Below are 22,554 nucleotides of genomic sequence, written 5' to 3'. Positions count from 1 at the left end.
GATGCCTCAGCCCCAGGCTTAATCTGACTTTTGATTGGCCGCGTGGATTCAGCTGATGCAACCAGCTTCACGCCATCGCATCGTGCGCAGTGATCAATCAGAGGATCAGCTGACAAGGCTGCGCTTTGACAGCTACAACGCTGCCTACGATGAACTCGAGCGTTACTACGGGGATTTTTGCTGCTCTGATGATGATCGTGTCGAGTACACGATCGTTTGTGAACCCTCAGACAGTGCTGAGGTTTAAACCACTGAGGACGCCTCAACATCAGCCCGCAAGCTTCATCGCAGGAGAGCAGTCTCAAAAGCCAGACCACAGAGACGCATCCCTAGATACAAACCTTTCAAAGCACTGAGCCTTGGCAATATCGGCTCGATTGATTGACATCCAGCCAGCCAACCAGTTATGAACTATGTATCCATTGAGACGCATTTAAAATGCTGACCGGTTCCGAGCTGCTTGCCAAGGTCAAAGAACTTGGAGATGTTTCCAAATCCGATCTGGTAAGAGCTTGCGGATACGTCTCTGACAAGAAAGATGGTGGCGATCGCCTGAATTTCACAGCGTTCTACGAGGCCCTGCTCGAGGCCAAGGGCGTGAATCTGAGCAGCGGTGGTGCTGCGATTGGCAAAGGTGGTCGCAAACTGAGCTACATCGCCAAAGTTCAGGGCAATGGCAATCTGCTGATCGGCAAGGCTTACACCGCCATGCTGAACCTCGAACCCGGCGACGAGTTCGAAATCAAGCTCGGAAAGAAAGCCATCCGTCTGATCCCTACGGGTGCAGCTGCGGAGCACAGCGAAGCTGCCGACCAGGTTGACGAGTGATCAACTGATCCATCACCCCAAGCCGAATTCCTTACAGCCCCTCCCCTACCCGGAGGGGCTTTTTTTTGCGCAACGAAGCAACCGAGGCCCTGAGGCAACCACACTGGGGCTGCCATCACAATTGTTGCTCGGTAATGTGAGTCGGATTGGCGCGACAGAGTTGAAATCCTTCAAGGCAACCGTCGCTTCGTTCCTGAGCAATACGTTTCTGTTGGGGGGCTCAGTCGCCCTGTCCATCCATGTCGTGCTGACCTTCTTTCGGATGCACGGATTAGCGCTGACCCTTGCTTTTGTGGCGTTTTGGCTGATCTGCGTAACGGCCTACTTCCGTTGGCAGGGCAAGCAGTCGATGCCTCGGACGGTCAGCAAAAATTCAACGCAGGGCAAGCGCAGCCGAAAGCCCACTGAGGCTTGGAGAGAACGACAATCGGCCTGAAGCACGTCACACGGTTGGGCAAACCATTCAGTGCTGCATCTGATTGAGGAACCTGCGGCTGCGTTCCTCCCTGGCATTGCTGAAAAAGGTCTCTGGATCGGAGGTCTCCACCACCTGGCCCCGATCCATGAACATCACCCGATCCGCCACCTCACGGGCAAAGCCCAGTTCGTGGGTGACCACCACCATCGTCATGCCGCCTTTCGCCAGCTGGCGCATCGCATCCAACACCTCCTTCACCCGCTCCGGATCCAAGGCACTGGTGGGCTCATCGAACAGCATCACCTCAGGATCCAGGGCCAGAGCCCGGGAGATCGCCACCCGCTGCTGCTGACCACCGCTGAGCTGCGCCGGGTACTTGTGGGCCTGCTCGCGAATGCCCATCTGATCAAGGAGATCCATTGCCCGCTGCTCGGCAGCCGCCTTGGCATGCTGTTGCACCTTGATCGGGGCAAGGGTGATGTTGTCGAGGATGGAAAGGTGAGGGAAAAGGTTGAACTGCTGAAACACCATCCCCACGCGCTTGCGGATCTCCCGCACCTGACGTTCTGCATGGGTGGCGTCCAAGCGAACCCCAAGCACATCCAAGGCGCCGCCATCCAACGACTCCAGACCGTTGAACGTACGGATCAGCGTGCTCTTGCCGGAGCCGGAAGGCCCCATCACCACCAGCACTTCGCCGCTGTTCACCTCCAGGGTGACGCCATCGAGAGCTCGAACCCCTTGGGAATAGCTCTTGACCAGATCAGTGGCACGAATGGCGACAGTCATGAAGCGGAGCGAGCAGGGTCAAGCTGAACTTCCAGGTGGCGGGCCAGCAGCGCCATGGCGGTACACGCCAGCCAGTAAACCGCAGCAAGCCAGAGGTAGACCTCCAGATAGCGGCCGATGAAAGCAGGATTCGCCAACAGGCTGCGGCTGATGCCCAGCAATTCCACCAAACCGAGAATGGCCATCAGGCTTGTGTTTTGCAGCAGACCCACCGCCTGATTGGTGAGCGATGGAAGTGCAACCCGCAGCGCCTGAGGCAGCACCACCAATTGCAGCACTTGGCGTGGCGACAGCCCCAGCACGGCTGCAGCTTCCCGCTGGGTGGGCGGAATCGCCTGCAGGCCTCCGCGAACATCCTCTGCGATGTAGGCCGCTGCAAACAAGGCGAAGGCCACAACCGCCCGCAGAACTCGATTGATCTCAAGCCCTGGAGGCAGAAACAACGGGATCAGCAGTTGTCCAAAGAACAGAACCGCAATCAAGGGCACAGCCCGCATCAACTCGATGTAAGCGGCGCTGCTCCAACGCAGCACCGGCAGCTCACTGCGCCGGCCGAGGGCCAGGAGGATCCCCAACGGAAGCGCCAAAGCTCCACTGCCTCCAGTGAGCAGCAGCGTGAGCGTCAGACCACCCCAACTGCGCGTCCCCACCGGCAGCAGACCCAAACCTCCGGCCAACAGCCAGAGCCCCAGCGGTGCCATCGCGATCCAAACCAACGGCAACCAACGGCGAACCCAGCCACGCTTCGGACCAGTGAGGGTCAGCAGCGTCAGCGTGATCAGTGCTGCCATCCACAGCAACGGACGCCAGCATTGATCCGCAGGGAAACTGCCCACCGCATACAGCGGGAGATTGGTGGTCACCACAGACCAGTCGGCTGCCACCAGCAGCCAATGCAGCATGGACCAGCCAGCCCATCCGAGCAGAGCCAACAGCAGCAGGGTGATCCCGCGATCCAACCAACGGTTCATCAGCGGCTCCTGTTCAGACGACCCAGCACGGCACGGTTGAAGGCAGCCATGCCGCCGCTGATCAACAGATTCAGTAGCAGAAAGCTGAGCAACAACAGCAGGAAGCCCTCAATGGCGCGGCCGGTTTGGGTGATGGTGGTGTCACTGACGGCGTAAAGATCGGCGTAGCCCACGGCAATGGCCAGGGTGCTGTTCTTGGCGAGATTGAGGTACTGGCTCGTGAGCGCAGGAAGAATCGCCGGCAGGGCCTGAGGCAACACAATCCGACGCAGCCCAAGCCCTTCTCCAAGCCCAAGGCTCCGGAAGGCCTCCCACTGGCCCCGCGGCACCGCATTGATGCCACCGCGCACGATCTCGGCAATCGATGCACCCGTGAACACCGTCAGCCCCACAAGAACCGCACAAAATTCAACGCTGAGGTTCAGGCCCAACAGCTGAATGCCCTGATTCGAAAGCCGGATCAACCCACCGATCGGCACCGAGGGAAGGCCAAGGAAGGCAACGAAATACCAAAACAGCAACTGCAGCAGCAGAGGAATCTGACGAATCAAGGCCACGTAGCTTCCGGCCAGGCTGCGCAGCAGACGGTTGTTGCTACCGCGGGCTGCACCGGCAGCCACACCCAGGCCGGTAGCCAAGACCAGGCCAGCCGCGATCACCTTGAGGCTGTTCAGCCAACCAATGGTCAGGGCCCAGAGGTAGCTGTCAGATGGGGCATAGGGGAGAGCTGTTTCCGCCAGAGCAAAACCAGCGGGTCGGCCCAGCCAGCCAAAACCCAGTCCCAAGCCCGTTCGAATCAGGTTGACCGCCAGATTGTTGACCAGCAGAGCCACAAGGCCCAGCAGTACGGCGGCGACAGCAACCTGAACCAGAAGACGATGCTGCCGCATCAGGTGAACGGTGGAGAAATCATCAAACCACCTTCACCGGACAGCCGGTTCGCCCCCCGGGGAATCGCCACGGCACTGTCGGGTCCGAGATGACGGTTGTAGATCTCGCCATAATTGCCGGTGGCGCGGATCACCTGAACAACAAAGTCATCGGCGAGTCCGAGTTTGCGACCCAGACCTGGGTCCACCCCCAGGAAACGCCGCAGAGCGGTCTGGGAGGGGTCAGCTGCGGCTTGCTTCACCACCGCATCAACATTGGCTTGGGTGATACCCCGTTCCTCGGCTTCGATTAGAGCGTTGATCACCCAGGTCATGGCATCACCCATGGGCTGATCCCCACCCACCACAGCTGGAGCCAGAGGCTCCTTGCTGATCCGGTCGTCGAGGATCTGATGCGCCTGGGGATCACTGAACCCTGAGCGTGCCGCCGCCAGTTGCGAGCGATCAGACGTCATGGCTGCGCAGCGCCCCTGGAGGTAGCCGCCCACCACCTGATTGAGATCTTGATATTTGATCGGTGTGTAGGGAAGCCCCTCGGAGGCGAAGGCGTCGTTGAGGTTTTGCTCGGTTGTGGTGCCCGATCCCACGCAAATGGACTTACCGCTCAAGTCAGCCAGCGAACGCACTCCGCTGGCGGCATTCACCATCAAGCCCTGTCCGTCATGGAACACCACAGGTCCAAAGCGCAGCCCATTGCCCCCCACAGCATCGCGGCTGAGGGTGTGGGTGGTGTTGCGAGACAACAGATCGATCTCGCCCGATCGCAAGGCCGTGAACCGCTCGGGCGCGGTTAAAGGCCGGTATTGAACCTTCTCGGCATCACCAACGAAAGCGGCAGCCATGGCACGGCAGATGTCGATATCCAGGCCGGTGTAACGACCATCAGGACTGAGAAAACTGAAGCCTGGAATCTTGCCGCTCACCCCACAAAGCAACTCACCACGCGCTTTGACCAGATCCAGACGCGAGCCAGCTGCACTGTCCAGTGACGCGCAGGACGCCAGGAACGAAGACAACCCGGCCAACGCAACGATCAGAACACGTGAACTTGATCGGAACATCAGCGTTGGTACGGATCGGGTGGGATTGTCCCAGATCCCCAGCACATCCCCCACATCCGACCTACGTTCATGGCAATCAGCCTGGCTGCAATGAAGGTCTGGGCCTGCCTTTTGGCCGGACTGATCGCTGGAAGCACGACTCTCTGTGCTGTCGCGGGGGACGAGCACGACCGTGGGACCTACAACAACAAGATGGCGCTGTTGGGCTTCCTTCTAGAGAGTGCTCAGCAACGGGCCGGACGTGATGTTCAAACCCTTTGCCTGTTGATGAGCATCAGCAACGACGTCACCGAGCAGTACGTGGAAACCAACCCTGAGGACGTGCAGATCAAGCAGCGGCTCATGGCGATGCGCCAAGACCTCAGGGCCTGTCTTGCCAACCAAGCCGATGCTCATGCATGGGCTGATTCCTGACCACCGATCCGCTCGAACAGATCAAGGCTTTCCTCGTTCAGGCCAATCACGCTGACCACAGATCCACCGCTGCGGTATTTGCGGATGACCTGATCCAGCGCAGCCACGCCGCTCTGGTCCCAGATGTGGGCTTGGGAGAGGTCAACCGTGATGCGCTCGGGATGGTCATGAAGATCAAATCCCTGGAGGAAGTACACCTTGCTCACAAAAAACAGCTGCCCCTGCACCCGGTACAACCGCTCCTGATCGCTGATCTCGACGGCCTCCACCTGAATCACCTTGGCCACCTTGCGACTGAACAGAATTCCTGCCAGCGCCACGCCTGCCAACACGCCAAGGGCGAGGTTGTGCGGGGTGGTGAGCATGGTGACGGCAAAGGTCATCAGCATCACCGAGGTGTCGCTCTTGGGGATGCGACGCAGGTTGCGCAGACCGTTGATGTCAGCAGTGCTGACAGCGATGCTGATCATCACGGCCACAAGAGCCGCCATCGGAATTTGCTTGAGCCAGGGCCCAGCCAGCAGGATCATCGCCAGCAGGCTCACCCCCGAGAACAGGGTGGACAGTCGCGTGCGGCCGCCGTTGTCCACATTCATCACGGACTGACCCACCAGGGCACAACCGGCCATGCCACCGAACAGGGAGGAAACGATGTTGGCGATGCCCTGGCCCCGGGCCTCAACGTTTTTGTTGGTGGTGGTGTCGGTCTTGTCGTCGAGGATGTCCTGGGTCAGGAAGGTTTCCATCAGACCCACCAAAGAGATGGCCAAGGCGGTGGGAAGCACCAAGCCAAGGGTGTCCAGACTGAAGGGAACACCACCTTCACCAAAGGGAAGGCTGAAGGAGGGCAGACCTGCAGGAAGGGTGCCGAGGCTGCTGACCGTGGGGATGTCGAAGCTGAATCCCACGCTGATGGCGGTCAACACGATGATGGCCACCAGCTGTGAAGGCACCACCCGGGTAATCCGGGGAAGGCCATAGATGATCACCAGGCCCAGCAGGACCAAGCCCCAGACGACGGGGATTTGGCCGCCGTGGGGGAGCAACGACGAGGCCCCATGGTCACCATCTCCAGCATGAAGGTTGAGACCGAGCTGGGGCAGCTGGGCCTGAAAAATCAGCAAAGCCAGCGCATTAACGAAGCCGCTCAGCACCCCTTGGGGAACAAAGCGCATCTGATAGGCAAGACGCAGATACCCCCAGAGGATCTGCAGCAGACCCGTCACCAGCCCCGCCACCATCAGGTACTGGACCCCCAGGCCTGGCCCCCGGGCTTCACCGGTGGCCACAAGGCCTGTCATCAACAGGGCGGTGGAGCCCGTGGCTGAGGTAATCATGGCCATGCGACCACCCACGACGGCGATGGTCAGCGACAGGCAGAAGGCTCCGAACAGGCCCACTTTGGGGTCCACCCCAGCGATCCCAGAGAAGGCAATGGCCTCGGGAATCATCGCGAAAGCCACCACCAGACCCGAGAGCAGATCTTTGCTGGGGTTGGCCAACCACTGATTCATCAGGGTTGGGCTGGATCGTTTGGCCATCAAAGGATGCCGATTAGGGGCGACCGTAAATCAGAGCGTCGGCAGGGTGCCTGCTGGATCCAAGCGCTGTTTCAGCTTTCGCAACTCGGGCAACCAGGGGCCGAACGCCGCCTCCAACTCCTTGTGATGGAAGGGCAGATGGTCATGAAACTGCGCCAGATGCACACCAGGGCAGACCGACTGAAGGACCTGCCAGACCTCCTCCAACCAAGCAAGACTGCGTCTCTGGCCCGGGGCATCTCCAGGAGTCCAGGCGGCGGTGATCCAGGGCTTCCACTCGGCAGTGCGATGCACGAACGAGCTGGCCTCCGCGGCAACCTGTTGCGTTGCCGCCCCCAGCTGCTGACAGGCCAGGCTGCAGAAGGGATGAGGACGATGCTGCAGCAAACGGCATAAATCCGGCATCACGGCCCTCCAGAGCTCAGCAGCTGCCGGCCCCAGCAAGCCAACCACCTCCGTGTGAGATCGCGAAGGCATCGGAGCCGATCCCCGCAAGGGTGGGAGCTGGTGCAACCCTTCGATCTTCTGCGCACCGGTCCAGGGGGCATCGGCAATCCGGAGCAACTGCACAGCGTCAGCCCTCTCCCAATGCCACTGCAGGCTGGTGCTGGCGTTTGATGCTTCGGCCCTGAGCATGAGCTCTGGCAGTTGATCCGGAGACACCACGCACTGCTCCAACCACAGCGGCAGGAGCGGCTGGGTGGCCATGCGCAGCGCGCTCACCACCCCCAGAAACGGGGCTGCACCGCAGAGGCCTCTCCACTCCAGCGAACCGGCATGGTCAACCCGAGACAGGGCAAAGGGGCTGCCATCACCCCAGACCCCATGGATCTCGAGCACTTGATCCACAGCAAGCCCCACCTGCCGGCTCAGCGGTCCCATGCCACCCGTGAGCACATAGCCAAGCCCAGGCAGACCCGACAAACCAGCCGCCACGGTTCGGCCGTGGGGAAGCAAGGCCTCCAGCACGTCCCCCATGCGGCAGCCTGCGCCAATCCAGACCGACTGATCCTCGGACTGCCACTCCACACGTTGGAAATGGGTTTGAAGGTCCAGGGTCCAGTGGTCGGCCACGGCAGCCCGAGATGTGGTGCCCCCGCCACAGAGACGCAGCGGCCGCGGGCCGGTCCAGTTCTGTACCAAGGCCGCCAACTCCGCTGGTCGAGGGGAGACCAGACCGGATCGCCTCGCATCAGCCGCCTGCGCGCTGAAGAAAACGGGACGGTCTGAATCCATTGCGATGCGACCGATATCGTCAAACCATTGGAACAGCAGAGCGACCTTTTGGCCGAACAGCACGCGGAAACCGGCAACGAGCGTCTTGGCGTTCTGATCTGCGGCCACGGGAGTCGCAACCGACTGGCCGTGGAAGAGTTCGCCCAGATGGTGGACGCCCTGCGGCCTCGGCTGGCCCCGATGCCGGTGGAACACGGCTACCTGGAATTTGCCCGCCCCATCCTTCGGGATGGTCTTGAAGCGCTCCGCGAGAAAGGCGTCACCAAGGTGCTGGCCATTCCCGCCATGCTTTTCGCAGCGGGGCATGCCAAGAACGACATCCCCTCCGTTCTGAACACGTACACGGCCGAAACGGGGTTACCGATCGATTACGGCCGGGAGCTGGGGGTGGACCGGTTGATGGTGTCGGCCGCCGGGGCTCGCGTTCAGGAGTGCCTGAATGCCGCTGAGCACGACGTTCCCCTGGCCGAAACTCTCTTGGTGGTGGTGGGTCGAGGCTCCTCGGATCCAGACGCCAACTCCAACGTGGCCAAGGTGACGCGGCTGCTGGTGGAAGGATTTGGTTTCGGCTGGGGAGAAACGGTGTATTCCGGTGTGACCTTCCCCCTGGTGGAACCGGGGCTGCGTCACGCCGTAAAACTGGGCTTCCGCCGGGTGGTGGTGGTGCCCTATTTCCTCTTTTCAGGGGTTCTGGTGAGCCGAATCCGCCAACACACCCAGCTTGTGGCTGCCGATCACCCCGAGGTGGAGTTTCTCTCTGCGGGCTATCTGGGCGACCACACACTCGTGGTGGACACCTTCAAGGAACGGGTCGAGGAGGTGCTGCGGGGGGACACCGCCATGAACTGCTCGCTCTGCAAGTACCGCGCCCAGGTGCTGGGCTTCGAACAGGACGTGGGACGCGCCCAGGAAAGCCACCACCACCATGTGGAAGGCCTTGCGGAAAGCTGCACGCTTTGCGAACTGGAGTGCACGGGTGCCTGCCAACCCGACGGCATCCCGATTGCCCATGACCACAGCCACTCTTCAGATCACAGCCATGGCTCAGACCACAGCCATGACCACCATCACCCCCCTTATCCCCACGCCGACCATCCCCTGGGCCCTACCACGTTGAAGCGCAACAACGGCGCGCCTAAAGATTGATTCCATGGATCCAAAGAGAACCTGCTGATGGCTTGTCGCCAATGACACGGTTCTCGAAAGCGACAGCAGCGACGAAGCAAAGATCAGGTTTTCTTATCGAAATTGCTTCGCCAGGGTTCACCCCCTTTTTCCACACAAAAAAACGTCGTTTTCCACAGGCTGAAGTTGGCTCGCCGGCTGTGACGGTCAACCTGTGAATTTCCGAGGGAATCGCACCACCGGGTTGACAGACCGTCTATTCGGCCTAAAGCAACCGCGCCTCGTCACTTCCCGTACTCCCAAACCCAGTCACTGACGGCTGTCTCATCTCGTCTCACCCGCAATTCAACAAATGGCGACGGCTTTGACGCAAGCGCCGGTTGTGTGGCTTTCTTGGTGGGCGTTGAACAGGGACAAGCTGGACGGAATGGATCGAAATCACCTCGAGCGATGTCATGAAATGGGAACCACGGAGCGCGGAACTGCTTCAAAAGCCAGCTACGTGAGCCTTGAGACGGAAATCCCCGAGGTGCTCTATCGAGGCATGAAGGATTTCATCGGAGAGCACCCCAACTGGGACCAATACCGCGTGATGAGTTCTGCTCTTGCCCACTTCCTGTTTCAGAACGGCTGTGACGACCGCGCCGTGACCGAGCGCTATCTCGACGATCTGTTCATCCGCCCCGACCACTGAGGGCCAGCAGGCAGGCCCGACGGCTCAAGGCCATCATCGTCAGCGTTGGGCTCTGCCAGGCCGACGTCGGCCAACAGGCGCCATCCACCACAAGAACGTTGGGCGCACGCCAAAGACGGTTGGAGGAATCAACGACGCTGCTGGTCTCGCTTCCCCCCATCGCAGCCCCTCCCACCTCATGGATGTAGTACCCAGGGGGGGCTGCACCTTCAGACAGCGCAACAGCACCCTCCAGGAAAGGTTCAACCAAGGGGAGGTGAAAGAGGTCTTTGATCGATTTGGCTTCGCCTCCGGCGGCAGCGATGCAGGCCTGGATCGAGGTACGCATGTGCCTGACCATGGCCAGTTCATTGCTGCTCCAACGGCAGGCAATCGAGGGAACACGCACACCCCAGCGATCCGTGCGCTCACTCAGGGTCACCCTGTTGTCAGCCCTGGGAAGAACTTCGCCATGACCAATCAGAAACCCGGTGATGCTTGAAGGGCGACGACGTAACCATCGCGGCGGATCAAACCGTCCAATGCCACCCCAGAGGCCATAGCCGCCCTGAAAATCAGCCGATGGCAGGTGTCGGCCAAACGGAACGAAAAAACTTCCAGCGCCCGTGAGCATGGGCTGTTCCCCCTGAACAGGCTCGGGGAAGGCAAAAAACTGCGATGTGGAGACATGGTCCATCAAGCGTGTGCCCAGTCGTCCTGAAGGGTCGTCCAAACCGTTGCTCTGTTCACCACGACGGGAGCGCAACAGGATGGAGACGGTCTGAATCGTGGAAGCGGCCAAGACCACGAGATCCGCCTTCAACTCCCTGCGGTTGCCATTGGATTGGTCAACGGCAACCACACCAATGGCTTTGTCTCCGCCGGCATCCATCAAGAGATGCTCCACCAGATGAGCAGAGAGCAGCTGGGTGCGTCCTGTGGCCATGGCGCGAGGAAGGCTGCTGCCGCGACTGCTGGAGCGGGGCCAGGCGGGATCTTCTCCCTGCGGCGCCGGACCAAACCCCCTCGAGGGGATCACGGGATAGCCCAACCGTTGCCGCACAGCATCAGCAAAACGCTTTTCCGCCGGCGTCGCCGCCAGAGCCGGTTGCGTTTCACCGTCCGGCAGATGCTGCAAACCATCGCGCCCACCACGAACGCCCAGCCAGCGCTCCAGTTCGGCGTAGTGCGGTGTCAGCTCACCGCTGCGCAACGGCCAACGGACCTGTTCACCCTCCACATCCACACCGGCCAGATCCTCATCCGAGAGACGCAGGGTGATGCCACCCCAGGTGAGGCTGCGGCCGCCAACCTGCAGGCCTCGCGTCCACAGAAACGGCTGATCCGCCGGGTGCTCATAGGGATGCAGACGCTCGTCGGCATACAGACGAGGGTTGGCTTTCCAGTAGCCGGGATGCTGGGACTGCTGGAGATGGCTGCCGCTGGTCAGGCCCACGATCCGACGCAGCAGATTTCCCGGTTCAGCCCCGAAGGCTTGCGTGCTGTTGAGGTCAGGTCCTGCCTCCACCACAAGCACCCGAGCTCCTGCTTCAGCCAGGGTCATGGCGGCCACGCCGCCACTCGCTCCCGAGCCAACAACAATGGCGTCCCAGGGGCCATAGCAGTTCATGGAGCGACTGCTCATGGAGGTACGACAGACAAAAAAAAATCTCCCGAAAGGGAGATTATTGATTCAATCAGAGTTGGTGGCGGGGGGGAGATTTGAACTCCCGACCTTCGGGTTATGAGCCCGACGAGCTACCAGACTGCTCTACCCCGCGGCGACCCAAAAATCATACATGTCGGTGTCGCAGGTGACAGCAAAGTCACGACTGCAAGGCGCCGGACACGCTGAGCTTGACGCTCGGGTTCACGACCAGCACCTGCTCATCGAGCTCGTCTAGCCCCATGGGTGTGAGCCACTCGAGTTGACGCAAGAGATGCAGTGCAACCGCTTGCTTGGCACGACGGGAGCCGTCTTCCACCTTGATGGCTACTCCAAGACCTTCACCCACGCGGCTGAGGCATTGAATGCCCTCTGCACCGCCCTTGCTCAGGACCTGACCGTGGCTGCGCCGCATCAGCTCGGTGTCGAAACGACCCTCACCAGCCACAAGGTCGGGGTGACTAAGCATCGCCCGACTGATCTGCTCGAGTTCAGCATGTTGTGAGGCACCGAGATGGGCATAGAGCAAGGCCATCTGAGCCAACTGCAACACCAGGGTGGGAGCGCCACAGTCATCCCGTTCGGCAACCAATTCCTCAGCAGGCAAGCCGATCAGTTCAGCGACCCTGCGGTTCACTTCGACCTGCAGCGGGTGGTCTTGCTGGAGATAGGTCTCGATCGACCAGCCCATCTTTCGGCTGGTGGCCAGGAAGGCAGCGTGCTTGCCGGAACAATTGTGCTGAAGCGGACTGTCAGCCCCATTCGGCACAGGGCATTGAAGTGATGCGCTGTCCAACTCCGCTTTCCAGAGCAACCGAAAGGCTTCCCGGGCGTGAGCATTGGTGCCCGCATGGGACGCGCAGCTGATGGCGATGCCCCGTTCATCAACATCCAGCTGGTCAGCGGTGCCACTGCTGAGAAACGGCAGGGCCTGAAAGGGCTTCAGAGCCGAACGAATGAAGCTTTCCATGCCTGGATGTCCTGCCGACATCAACACCCGTCCTCGGCCATCACAGACCACGGCATGAACACGGTGCACCGATTCCATGATCGATCCGCGCCGCAAGCAGACCTCAAGAGGGGCTGACCCGGACCGGGCTGCAGGGCTGAAGCCCGAGGGCAAAGTCATCGGAACCCCGATTGGTTCAGAGAGCCTGACAGAGACTGGCACCGGCCAGCATCAAACCCGCTGAGGTAGCCATGGCCCGTCCCAGACGACCCAGGATCGGACGAACCTCATGCCGGGCCACCAGCAGGTCGCGTTCCCGCCAAGACAGAGGCTTTTCCCAGGTCTGCCCGTCGTACCAGCCGGATTCCTCGTAGTCGACGGACTCACGCAGAAGCCGCTGCATGACGTAGGTCCAGCCCAGCCATTGCCGCACCAGCAACAGCAGGGGAAGCACAAGAGCGGCCACAGCGGCTGCGGCCAGGAGCCGGGGCGGATCCTGCTTCAAGGTCCAACTACCACTGGCGATCAGGCTGCACACCGGCAACATCAGCAGCCAGAAGCCTGCTAGGCGTTGGCTCAGGCGAGGTTCCTGACCCGCTGGCCAGGAGAAGAACCACGACTCGCAGAGCTGTTGAAACTCCTCAAGAGGCCGCTGCTCCGGTGGAACCGGGCAGGACACCGCTTCTGGCATGGATCAAGCGGCTACTTCACCGACGGTAAGAAGGTTCTGCTTTCGCCGTGACTCCAGAACGCCTCAAGGTCGTAGTAGCCGCGCTCATCGGGCATCAGCACGTGAACGATCACATCGCCGTAATCAAGAAGCGCCCAGCGCCCCTCATTCAGCCCTTCCTTACGCAAGGGGAGCAGGTCTGCCTCAGTTTCCAGGCGGTCTTCAACCGACCGGGCAATGGCACGCACCTGAACGTCGGACTGACCGCCTGCGATCACCATCCAATCCGCCAGGCTGGACACCTCATCCACACGAATCAGACGGATGTCGGTGGCCTTGCGGTCATCGCAGGCATCGGCCACCAGTTCAGCAAGCTTTTCGCTATCCATAAACGTTCTCGCTGGTAACGGAGCTGCGTGAGCCCTCCTGTTGGGCCATTTCAGCTCTGGCCTTACTGGCACTCTTGCGCAGCGCCTCAAGCCGGTCTTCGTAGTAGCTGCGGCGGCGCTTCTTACGGGTCTTTTCGACCAGCTCCTTCAACGCGCCCCCAAGACTGCGATAGGCATTCGGCACGCTGTAACCAAATCGGCAGGCCAGATCGATAGCGCGCTCGTCTGCACTGATGGCGTCCTGCAGGCGTTTTTCGGAATTGTTCTTCAGATAAAGCCGATACCCCGCAAAACCGGACAGGCCCAGGGCCATCAACAGCAGCAGGCCGTCCTGAACCCACAATTCACCGATGGCACCTCCGAGGCCGATGGCCAGAGCAGCCATCTCCCAACCGTCCCGGGGAATTGTGTCGTTCTGGATCCGACCAACTTCATGCCAAAAAAGCAAATTGCGGTGATCCAACGCCAGGGCATCCCATTCCTCGAGATCCACCTGGATCTCCACTTCATCCCGGCCGATTTCCTCAAGGGTGATCAATGGAGGATCGACTGCAGCAGCTGATTCCACAAACACCCAGCTCTGCATTTCCGGTGGCAGCAGCCCCTTCAGGCGCTGGAGCTCACTCATTGCAACTCTGGTGCTGATCTCCCTTCACCGTAGCGAGGCCAAGTCCCCCAGTTGGGGCGAGGCCGCGTGAGAGGCTTGATCTGTTTGGCCAAGGACGATTTCCCATGCCGAGGCGGTCTGATCTGCGTCGCATTCTCTTGCTGGGATCTGGTCCGATCGTGATCGGCCAGGCCTGTGAGTTCGATTACTCCGGAACCCAGGCCTGCAAGGCCCTCAGAGCCGAGGGATATGAAGTCATCCTGATCAACTCCAATCCGGCGTCGATCATGACCGACCCGGAAATGGCCGATCGCACCTACATCGAGCCGCTCACGCCGGACGTAGTGACACGGGTGATCGAGCAGGAGCGCCCGGATGCTCTGCTGCCGACCATGGGGGGGCAGACCGCCCTCAACCTGGCGGTCACCCTGGCGGAAAACGGCACCCTCGAACGCTTTGGCGTTGAGTTGATCGGTGCCGATCTCAAAGCGATCCAGAAGGCGGAAGACCGTCTGCTGTTCAAGCAGGCCATGGAGCGCATCGGGGTGAAGGTCTGCCCTTCGGGCATCGCCTCATCTCAAGAAGAAGCTGAAGCCGTCGGTGCCGCGATCGGAAGCTTCCCCCGGATCATCCGGCCCGCCTTCACGCTGGGGGGAAGTGGCGGGGGCATTGCCTACAACCCCGAGGAATACGCAGCAATCTGCAAGAGCGGGCTTGAAGCGAGTCCGGTATCTCAGATTCTGATCGAGCAATCGCTTCTGGGCTGGAAGGAATTCGAGCTTGAGGTGATGCGTGATCTGGCGGACAACGTCGTGATCGTCTGCAGCATCGAAAACCTCGACCCCATGGGGGTGCACACCGGGGATTCGATCACGGTGGCTCCGGCCCAGACCCTCACGGATCGGGAATACCAACGGTTGCGGGACCAATCGATCGCCATCATTCGGGAGATCGGTGTCGCGACGGGCGGCAGCAACATCCAGTTCGCGATCAATCCCGACAACGGCGACGTCGTGGTGATCGAGATGAATCCCAGGGTGAGCCGATCGTCGGCCTTGGCCAGCAAGGCCACCGGCTTCCCGATCGCCAAGATCGCCGCTCGCCTCGCCGTCGGTTACACCCTCGACGAAATCCTCAACGACATCACCGGCAAGACGCCTGCCTGCTTCGAACCGACGATCGATTACGTCGTCACCAAAATCCCGCGCTTCGCCTTCGAAAAATTCCGAGGCAGTCCGGCGGTGCTCACCACCTCAATGAAATCGGTGGGCGAAGCGATGGCCATCGGCCGTTGTTTCGAAGAGTCGTTCCAGAAAGCCATGCGTTCCCTGGAAACCGGGTTCTCGGGCTGGGGAGGCGACCGGGAGGAACCGGAACTCACGGATGCTGAGCTGGAACGTCAGCTGAGGACCCCCTCTCCGGAGCGCATCCTCAGCGTGCGAACGGCGATGGTGCGCGGACGCAGCGATGAGGAGATTCATCGGATCAGCAGGATTGACCCCTGGTTCCTGGCCAAACTGCGGCGGATCATTGAGGCGGAGGCCAGGCTGATCAAGGGCAAAAGCCTGGATCAGCTGGATGCCGACAGCTTGTTTGAAGCCAAGCAGCTCGGTTTTTCAGACCGACAGATCGCCTGGCACACCAAAAGCGACGAATTGTCGGTGCGTCAGCGGCGCCATCAGCTCGATGTGCGCGCCGTCTTCAAAACCGTCGACACCTGCGCGGCGGAGTTCGCTTCCTCCACTCCTTATCACTATTCGACCTACGAGCGTCCCTTGCAGACCCTGCAGGCCGACGGATCTCTCAAGCCCCTTCCCGCTTCATCCGAGGTGAGTCGTCGCGAGGACGGCCGCAAGATGATGATCCTCGGCGGTGGACCCAACCGAATCGGGCAGGGCATCGAATTTGACTACTGCTGCTGCCATGCCTCCTTTGCCGGGCAGGATCAAGGGATCACAACGGTGATGGTGAACAGCAATCCGGAAACGGTGTCCACCGATTACGACACAAGCGACAGCCTCTACTTCGAACCGCTCACGCTGGAGGACGTTCTCAATGTGATCGAAGCGGAGCGTCCCGATGGCGTGGTGGTCCAATTCGGTGGACAAACGCCTCTGAAACTCGCGATTCCTCTGCTGCACTGGCTGGACAGCGATGAAGGACGCGCCACGGGCACCAGCATCTGGGGCACCTCCCCTGAATCAATCGACCGGGCCGAAGACCGCGAACAGTTCGAAGCCATCCTCCGCGATCTGAACATCCGCCAACCCCGCAACGGCTTGGCACGCAGCGAAGAGGAAGCACGGGCCGTGGCCACACGAGTGGGCTACCCGGTCGTCGTGCGTCCCTCTTACGTCCTTGGCGGACGGGCCATGGAAGTGGTGTTCGACGAAGAGGAACTCAACCGCTACATGCGCGAAGCCGTCCAGGTGGAGCCCGACCATCCGGTGCTGATTGACCAGTACCTCGAAAACGCTGTTGAGGTGGACGTGGACGCCCTCTGCGATCACACCGGTGCTGTGATCGTGGGTGGGCTGATGGAGCACATCGAACCGGCGGGAATCCATTCCGGCGACTCGGCCTGCTGCTTGCCGTCGGTTTCCCTCGGCGAGGCGGCACTGAACACGATTCGCGAGTGGAGTCGCTCCCTGGCGCAAACGCTCCAGGTGCGGGGTCTGATCAACCTCCAGTTCGCCGTGCAGCGCAACACTGATGGCTCGGAAGTGGTTTACATCATCGAAGCCAACCCCCGCGCCTCCAGGACGGTCCCCTTCGTAGCCAAGGCCACAGGTCAACCTCTCGCTCGCCTGGCAACCCGACTGATGGCGGGCGAAACCCTGGCCGACATCGGCATGACCAGCGAGCCGAAGCCGCCGCTTCAGTCGATCAAGGAGGCGGTGCTGCCGTTCCGGCGCTTCCCGGGGGCCGACACGGTGCTGGGGCCGGAAATGCGCTCCACGGGGGAGGTGATGGGATCCGCCGACAGTTTCGGCATGGCCTATGCCAAGGCTGAGCTCGGTGCTGGAGAAGCGCTGCCCACCCAGGGGACGGTGTTCCTTTCCACCCACGACCGCGACAAACAGGCGCTGGTGCCCATCGCCGCTCGGCTGATCGAACTCGGGTTCGATGTGACGGCCACATCAGGCACGGCTCAGGCGCTCGCCAACGCGGGATTGAAGGTGCAATCGGTGCTCAAGGTGCACGAGGGGCGCCCCAACATCGAGGATCAGATCCGCTCCAATCAGGTGCAGTTGGTGATCAACACACCGATTGGCCGCCAAGCTGCCCATGACGACAAGTACCTGCGTCGGGCAGCGCTCGATTACGCCGTTCCAACGGTGACGACCCTCGCGGGAGCACGGGCAGCGGTGGAGGCGATCTCAGCTCTCCAGCAACAGCCGAGGCTCAGCATCCATGCCCTGCAGGACGTGCACGCCATGCAGCGTTAGGCCACCGGTAGGGTTGCGGGAGCCACCTCAACGCTGTGACAGCCTCCGTTCCCGTCAAGCCTGGAAGCGACCTGCGTGATGACTTCCGTCGCGCCTACGAGAACCGCTACACCTGGGCGCCTGGATTCTCCGGCTATCGCGGCCGCTGCATCTGGCAACAGGGCGATCAACGAGTCGAGGGCACGTTTGAGATCGGTGCCGATCTCAAATCCAAAGTGGACGGCATTGAAAACGAAGAGATCCTCAAGGCGGTGACTTCCCAGCTCTGGGAAGTCGCGATCCATCGCGTGCGTCGCAGCTTCGAGCAGACCCACGGTGAGAACACCTTCACCGCCGGTGACACCAACGAAGTGGGAACCGAAGTGCTCGTCGGCGGCAAGGGTGAAGGGGACAAGTACCGCATCAAAGATGACGTGGTGACCATGGTTCACCGCCACATCCACGGCACCGTCGTGACGATCTACACCACTGATGTCACCGACACGGGTGCGGGCTACCTCAGCCACACCTACACCAGTCAGTACGCCGACCCGGCAACGGGAGAAGCCCGGGGCGGCCGCAGCAGCTTCAAAGACAGCTTCGCTGCTCTTCCTGGAGATGGCCCCTGGGTGCTGACCGAGCGGGTTGTGACCACCGAGGCCCATGGCGATACCCCCGCCGGCAGCCAGACCTTCCGTTTTGAAGATCTCGAATCGCTCTGAGTTGATTGCCGGTGCAGGCCGGCTATGAGACCATCCGCCCAAACCTGTTGAAAGGCATGGGCGGAGTCGAGTCGACCATTCAGGCCATCAATGGCCCGATCAACAGCATCGTCTGGGGATGGCCCACCGTTCTTTTGATTGCCGCGACGGGCATTCTTCTAATGGTGGGCCTGCGGTTCATGCCGCTACATCGGCTGGGCTATGGCATCTCGATGATGCTTCGGCCGGCTGCATCACAAACGGAAGGGGAGATCACCCCCTTCCAAGCGCTGATGACGTCGTTGTCGGCCACGATCGGCACGGGAAACATTGCCGGCGTGGCGGGGGCCATCGCCGTTGGTGGACCTGGTGCCGTCTTTTGGATGTGGATCATCGCGATCTTCGGCATCGCAACCAAGTACGCCGAAGCGGTGCTCGCGGTTCAGTTCCGCGAAACCGATGGAGACGGCAACCACGTGGGTGGGCCGATGTACTACATCCGCAACGGGCTGGGCAGCGGCTGGAGCTGGATGGCTGGCCTGTTTGCCCTCTTCGGCATGCTGGCGGGATTCGGCATCGGCAATGGGGTTCAGGCCTTTGAGGTGTCGTCTGCCTTGAGCCTGATCGGCATCCCGAAGCTGGCGACCGGAGTCGTTTTGGCGGCCCTGGTCTTCGCTGTTGTGATCGGGGGCATCAAACGCATTGCCCAGGCGGCCTCCGCCATTGTTCCGTTGATGTCGATCCTCTACGTCGCGGCATGCCTTCTGGTGTTGCTGGCCAATCTGGGCAGCGTGCCTGAAGCCTTCGCCACGATTTTCTCCAACGCCTTCACCGGCCAAGCAGCTGCCGGTGGGGCCCTCGGTCAGGTGGTGCTGATGGGCTTCAAACGGGGCATCTTCTCCAATGAAGCGGGCCTGGGCAGTGCTCCGATCGCCCACGCGGCTGCCAAAACCGACGATCCCGTTCGTCAGGGCACGGTAGCCATGCTGGGCACCTTCATCGACACACTGATCATCTGCACGATGACCGCCCTGGTGATCATCACCACCAAAGCCAATCTGATCCTGGATGCAGCCGGCGACAAACTCAGCGGCGCAGACCTCTCCATCGCTGCCTTCAACACCGGCATCGCCGGCAGCGGCGTGGTGGTCACCCTGGGATTGGTGGTCTTTGCCTTCACCACCATCCTCGGTTGGAGCTTCTACGGCGAACGCTGCACCACCTACCTGTTCGGTGATTCCGCCGTGCTGCCCTTTCGTCTGACCTGGGTGGCTGTGGTCGTGATCGGTGCTGTCGCCGGAGACCGCGGCGTGATCTGGTCGATTGCCGACACCCTCAATGGCCTGATGGCTCTCCCCAACCTCGTGGCCTTGATCCTGCTTTCCGGAACCGTGTTCAAACTCACCAAGGCCTACAGCTTCAGCGACTGAGCAGAACGAAGAGCACTAAAAAAAGGGGGGGGCTGTTGAGCCCCCCTTTTTTGTTGGCAGTCAATCAACCCTGATCGGGCAACGGAGTCACAGACTTGAGCCTTTCATTGAGCTGAGTCGCCAAGCTCTGACGACCCACCGCCAGAACCTTGAGGGTGTCTTCATGCATCCGCAGTTGAGCATCAGCAACCTGCATGCCACGCACGAGCTCCTTGAGCTCATCGGGAAGCGTATTGAGGTCGTAGCGCTTACCCTCAAAGGTCAAAACAGGGTTGTCGGTTTGCACTGAACTGCTCATTGCTGCTGAAGGACTAATCAAACCTCTAAAGACTAGCCCTGATCTGAAGCACCGGAGCCTGAAACCTTTTTCTCTTGCAACCCTGACTGACTGGATGCAATTGGCTTCAGCCGCTTAAAGAAAAACATCTGAAGAGGACCTAATTCACTAATATTGATTAATTCCCAGGAACTCCTCCCCATCTCGCTCAAAAAATCCTGAAGTTGCTCAGCTGGATGGCGTGGCTGACGAGATTGACGCTAATTTTTATAGAGATCTGGAAATTCTTTTTTAATAAATTCCGGGCTAAGCGAACCTTGTAGTTTTTTTACTCGCCGCTTCTGGATTGGCTTGCCCAGGAGAATCCGCTTGTTTTACGGGATTCATGTTGATATGTATTAACCTGTACTCCCAGACTGACGACAAAGAGGTATCAGCCTGCGGCTTAAAGGGCTTGGAAATATTTTTTTCAGGAATGGATTCTGTCAAGAGTCCTCAACTCCCCGAATAATTTGACGCTCACAGAAATCACGATAACGACCTTTGGAGAGCATTAAGTCCTTATGGGAACCTAACTCAACGATCTGACCACGCTCGAGAACAACGATCTGATCAGCCTCTTGAACTGTCGCCAGACGATGAGCGATCACGATGACGGTGCGATCAGCCATCGCCAGCTTTAGGCCCAACTGAACCGACGCCTCAGCCTCGGCATCGAGTGCGCTCGTGGCTTCATCCAACAACAGCACTGCTGGGTCACCCAAGACCGCTCGTGCGATCGCGATGCGCTGCAGTTGTCCTCCAGACAAGTTGCTTCCACGCTCTTCCAGCAGCGTGTTGAAGCCGTCCGGCAGCGATTGGATGAAGTCGTAAGCATTGGCAAGCCTTGCAGCGTCAGCCACCTGTTCATCGGTGGCGTGACGACCAAAACGGATCGCTTCAGCGACCGTGCCTGAGAACACGGTGGTGCGCTGAGGTACCACCGCAACCCTCTGGCGTAGATCTCGAGCCCTCATGCAGCTGAGGTCGACCCCGTCCAGCAAGATCCGCCCCTGCTGAGCACTGTTGAATCGCAGCAGCAAAGAGAAGAGGGTGCTCTTACCAGCACCAGAGGGTCCCACCAAGGCCAGGACAGATCCAGCCGGAACATTCAGATTCAGTTGATCAAGAACAGGCTGACCAGGGAGATAGGAAAAAGTGAGCGCCTCAAGACGCAAGTCGCCTTTCACATGTCCGAGGGGCACTGCATCGAGCGGATCACTCGGTTCTTGGGGTTGATGCTCGATCTCCCGCAGACGTCGCAGTGATGCCTGACCCTGCTGAAATTCGTTGAAGTTGTTGGTGACGTGGGCGATGGGATCGATCAGCACGATCAGCCCCGTCAGGTAGCTGCTCAGCCCGGCAATACTCAGATCACCGCTCTGGATTCGCCAGGCTCCGAGGGCCAGCACGGCAAACAGACCCACCACCTCGATGGTGCCCACCACCGGATGCTGGAGCGCCACAAGGCTGTAGGTGCGGTGGCGGGCCTGCCGGTGTTGATCGATTTCCGTCTCGAAACGGTCCTGCAGCCAGGGCTCGGCGGCAAAAGCACGCACCAGGGGCAAACCTTCGATGGCCTCACCCAGCAGACCGGCCAGTTCACTCACCTTTTTCTGACTGCGTTCCGTGGCCGCCATCACGCGCGCACCAAACAGACTGATCAGCCAGACGATCACCGGCGCCAGCAGCAGGATGGACAGCGTCAGCTTCCAGTCGAGCCAGAGCATCATCCCCAGCACCGCAATGAGCTGAAGCACGCTGGGGACCGTGTCGTGGATGGTCTTGTAAAGCACCTCGCTGACGCGATCGGCGTCTTCGGTGAAGCGGTAAGTGAGATCACCGGCCGAGAGCTTCTCCAGTGCCCCCAGCTCCACGGTCTGCAGGCGGCGGAACAGATCACGCCGTAAGTCCTGGCTCACCAGCAATGCAGGCCCGGCAAGAAGCGAGTCCTGACCGAACTGGGCGATCTTCTGAACAGCAAAGATCAGCAACGCCAGCCCGATCAGCTGAAGCACGCGAGCCAGGTCACCCGACCCCAGCGCGGGAAACAAGTCCCCGGCCAGCTGCACGAGCAATGGAAAGCTGCCCACGTAAATCGCCATGCAGCAGCCCCCCCAGAGCAGTTCCCGCAGGTGGGGGCGAAGCAACGGCAGCAGCCGGCGGAATCCGGCCTGAGATGGGGTCAGCATCGCGGCACAGTATCAATGGTGAGCTCAAAACTCTGCCCAATGAAGCTGGATCAGTTCCTGAAATGGAAGGGTTGGGTCTCCACCGGCGGTGAAGCGAAGCAACGCATCCAGATGGGTGAAGTGGAGGTGAATGGAAGCGTTGAAACCCGGCGGGGACGTCAGCTTTCCCCGGGAGATCGGGTTGTGCTTGCTGGTGAGGAGTCCGTTGTCGGGGGTGAAAACGCGACCGGGCCGTAAGTTGGCTGCCACATTCCATGGGG

Annotated in this window: 23 protein-coding genes and 1 tRNA gene; 10 read left to right on the top strand and 14 right to left on the bottom strand. The window is 60.4% G+C overall.

All coding sequences use genetic code 11. From position 1 onward, the window contains the following. Positions 1–55 precede the first annotated feature (55 nt). The 3 genes from DXY04_RS12370 (at position 56) to DXY04_RS08860 (ending at position 1,264) form a co-directional block, all read left to right on the top strand. Positions 56–247: a hypothetical protein gene (locus tag DXY04_RS12370; RefSeq protein ID WP_115162202.1), complete on the top strand. Its 192-nt coding sequence runs from the start codon at positions 56–58 to the stop codon at positions 245–247. Between the two features lie 191 nt (positions 248–438). Further along, the gene (locus tag DXY04_RS08865; protein WP_006849603.1) at positions 439–828 is read left to right on the top strand and encodes an AbrB family transcriptional regulator; all 390 of its coding nucleotides are present in this window, start codon (positions 439–441) and stop codon (positions 826–828) included. Then, entirely contained in the window at positions 818–1,264 is a 447-nt protein-coding gene (locus tag DXY04_RS08860; protein ID WP_115161783.1) for a hypothetical protein, read from the top strand. Before DXY04_RS08865 ends, DXY04_RS08860 begins: the two co-directional genes overlap by 11 nt. 27 nt (positions 1,265–1,291) lie before the next feature. Here DXY04_RS08860 and DXY04_RS08855 read toward each other — a convergent pair whose 3' ends face one another. Genes DXY04_RS08855 through DXY04_RS08840 form a run of 4 tightly spaced genes read right to left on the bottom strand, consistent with a single transcriptional unit; the run spans position 1,292 to position 4,957 of the window. Beyond that, positions 1,292–2,035: an amino acid ABC transporter ATP-binding protein gene (locus DXY04_RS08855; RefSeq protein ID WP_115161782.1), complete on the bottom strand. Its 744-nt coding sequence runs from the start codon at positions 2,033–2,035 to the stop codon at positions 1,292–1,294. Beyond that, positions 2,032–3,006 (bottom strand): amino acid ABC transporter permease, encoded by a 975-nt coding sequence (locus DXY04_RS08850; protein WP_115161781.1) that lies wholly within the window; start codon positions 3,004–3,006, stop codon positions 2,032–2,034. The genes DXY04_RS08855 and DXY04_RS08850 overlap by 4 nt, the downstream gene beginning before the upstream one ends. Next, positions 3,006–3,896, bottom strand: a complete 891-nt coding sequence (locus DXY04_RS08845; RefSeq protein WP_115161780.1) for an ABC transporter permease subunit — start codon at positions 3,894–3,896, stop codon at positions 3,006–3,008. Before DXY04_RS08845 ends, DXY04_RS08850 begins: the two co-directional genes overlap by 1 nt. Then, positions 3,896–4,957, bottom strand: a complete 1,062-nt coding sequence (locus tag DXY04_RS08840; RefSeq protein WP_115162201.1) for an amino acid ABC transporter substrate-binding protein — start codon at positions 4,955–4,957, stop codon at positions 3,896–3,898. Before DXY04_RS08840 ends, DXY04_RS08845 begins: the two co-directional genes overlap by 1 nt. A 69-nt stretch (positions 4,958–5,026) precedes the next feature. On the opposite strand from DXY04_RS08840, the gene DXY04_RS08835 reads away from it, so the two are divergent. Beyond that, positions 5,027–5,371 carry a hypothetical protein gene (locus tag DXY04_RS08835; protein ID WP_244278636.1) on the top strand — a complete coding sequence of 115 codons (345 nt, stop codon included), beginning with the start codon at positions 5,027–5,029 and terminating at the stop codon, positions 5,369–5,371. On the opposite strand, the gene DXY04_RS08830 is transcribed toward DXY04_RS08835, so the two are convergent. Then, positions 5,350–6,912, bottom strand: coding sequence for a SulP family inorganic anion transporter (locus DXY04_RS08830; RefSeq protein WP_115010208.1), 1,563 nt, complete (start codon positions 6,910–6,912; stop codon positions 5,350–5,352). The two genes, DXY04_RS08835 and DXY04_RS08830, sit on opposite strands and share 22 nt — an antisense overlap. A gap of 30 nt (positions 6,913–6,942) precedes the next feature. Then, positions 6,943–8,256 (bottom strand): FAD-binding oxidoreductase, encoded by a 1,314-nt coding sequence (locus DXY04_RS08825; protein ID WP_244278635.1) that lies wholly within the window; start codon positions 8,254–8,256, stop codon positions 6,943–6,945. On the opposite strand from DXY04_RS08825, the gene DXY04_RS08820 reads away from it, so the two are divergent. After that, entirely contained in the window at positions 8,197–9,294 is a 1,098-nt protein-coding gene (locus DXY04_RS08820; RefSeq protein WP_115161779.1) for a sirohydrochlorin chelatase, read from the top strand. The genes DXY04_RS08825 and DXY04_RS08820 overlap by 60 nt on opposite strands. Positions 9,295–9,700: 406 nt before the next feature. Further along, positions 9,701–9,967 carry a DUF2811 domain-containing protein gene (locus DXY04_RS08815; protein ID WP_115161778.1) on the top strand — a complete coding sequence of 89 codons (267 nt, stop codon included), beginning with the start codon at positions 9,701–9,703 and terminating at the stop codon, positions 9,965–9,967. On the opposite strand, the gene DXY04_RS08810 is transcribed toward DXY04_RS08815, so the two are convergent. From DXY04_RS08810 to DXY04_RS08785, 6 genes are all read right to left on the bottom strand, one after another. After that, positions 9,948–11,591, bottom strand: a complete 1,644-nt coding sequence (locus tag DXY04_RS08810) for a GMC oxidoreductase (RefSeq protein WP_170951379.1) — start codon at positions 11,589–11,591, stop codon at positions 9,948–9,950. The two genes, DXY04_RS08815 and DXY04_RS08810, sit on opposite strands and share 20 nt — an antisense overlap. Before the next feature lie 59 nt (positions 11,592–11,650). Further along, positions 11,651–11,727 (bottom strand) — tRNA-Met (locus tag DXY04_RS08805). Positions 11,728–11,772: 45 nt separating this feature from the next. After that, complete coding sequence (locus tag DXY04_RS08800; RefSeq protein WP_115161776.1) at positions 11,773–12,741, bottom strand: asparaginase; 969 nt, start codon at positions 12,739–12,741, stop codon at positions 11,773–11,775. A gap of 16 nt (positions 12,742–12,757) precedes the next feature. Next, positions 12,758–13,252, bottom strand: coding sequence for a CGLD27 family protein (locus DXY04_RS08795; protein WP_115010212.1), 495 nt, complete (start codon positions 13,250–13,252; stop codon positions 12,758–12,760). 11 nt (positions 13,253–13,263) lie between these two features. Next, positions 13,264–13,620, bottom strand: coding sequence for a ribosome silencing factor (rsfS, locus tag DXY04_RS08790; RefSeq protein WP_038554011.1), 357 nt, complete (start codon positions 13,618–13,620; stop codon positions 13,264–13,266). Next, positions 13,613–14,248, bottom strand: a complete 636-nt coding sequence (locus tag DXY04_RS08785) for a DUF3318 domain-containing protein (RefSeq protein WP_115132050.1) — start codon at positions 14,246–14,248, stop codon at positions 13,613–13,615. Before DXY04_RS08785 ends, rsfS begins: the two co-directional genes overlap by 8 nt. Positions 14,249–14,352: 104 nt before the next feature. Between DXY04_RS08785 and carB the strand changes: the two genes are divergently transcribed. Genes carB through DXY04_RS08770 form a run of 3 tightly spaced genes read left to right on the top strand, consistent with a single transcriptional unit; the run spans position 14,353 to position 19,786 of the window. Further along, the gene (gene carB, locus DXY04_RS08780; protein WP_115161775.1) at positions 14,353–17,676 is read left to right on the top strand and encodes a carbamoyl-phosphate synthase large subunit; all 3,324 of its coding nucleotides are present in this window, start codon (positions 14,353–14,355) and stop codon (positions 17,674–17,676) included. Positions 17,677–17,711: 35 nt separating this feature from the next. After that, the gene (locus tag DXY04_RS08775; RefSeq protein ID WP_115161774.1) at positions 17,712–18,377 is read left to right on the top strand and encodes a DUF3386 domain-containing protein; all 666 of its coding nucleotides are present in this window, start codon (positions 17,712–17,714) and stop codon (positions 18,375–18,377) included. A gap of 56 nt (positions 18,378–18,433) precedes the next feature. After that, positions 18,434–19,786 (top strand): sodium:alanine symporter family protein, encoded by a 1,353-nt coding sequence (locus DXY04_RS08770; protein ID WP_115162198.1) that lies wholly within the window; start codon positions 18,434–18,436, stop codon positions 19,784–19,786. Positions 19,787–19,850: 64 nt separating this feature from the next. Here the strand turns inward: DXY04_RS08770 and DXY04_RS08765 are convergent, their stop codons facing one another. After that, positions 19,851–20,084: a DUF6447 family protein gene (locus DXY04_RS08765; protein WP_115161773.1), complete on the bottom strand. Its 234-nt coding sequence runs from the start codon at positions 20,082–20,084 to the stop codon at positions 19,851–19,853. 464 nt (positions 20,085–20,548) lie between these two features. After that, positions 20,549–22,294, bottom strand: a complete 1,746-nt coding sequence (locus DXY04_RS08755; protein WP_115161772.1) for an ABC transporter ATP-binding protein — start codon at positions 22,292–22,294, stop codon at positions 20,549–20,551. 39 nt (positions 22,295–22,333) lie between these two features. Here DXY04_RS08755 and DXY04_RS08750 point away from each other — a divergent pair, with 39 nt between their 5' ends. Next, the gene (locus DXY04_RS08750; protein ID WP_115161771.1) at positions 22,334–22,531 is read left to right on the top strand and encodes an RNA-binding S4 domain-containing protein; all 198 of its coding nucleotides are present in this window, start codon (positions 22,334–22,336) and stop codon (positions 22,529–22,531) included. Positions 22,532–22,554: the final 23 nt, after the last annotated feature.

Origin of the sequence: Synechococcus sp. UW86, assembly GCF_900474085.1 — a bacterium.
Classification (GTDB): domain Bacteria; phylum Cyanobacteriota; class Cyanobacteriia; order PCC-6307; family Cyanobiaceae; genus Parasynechococcus.
This window is presented reverse-complemented; position numbering and strand designations above follow the sequence as displayed.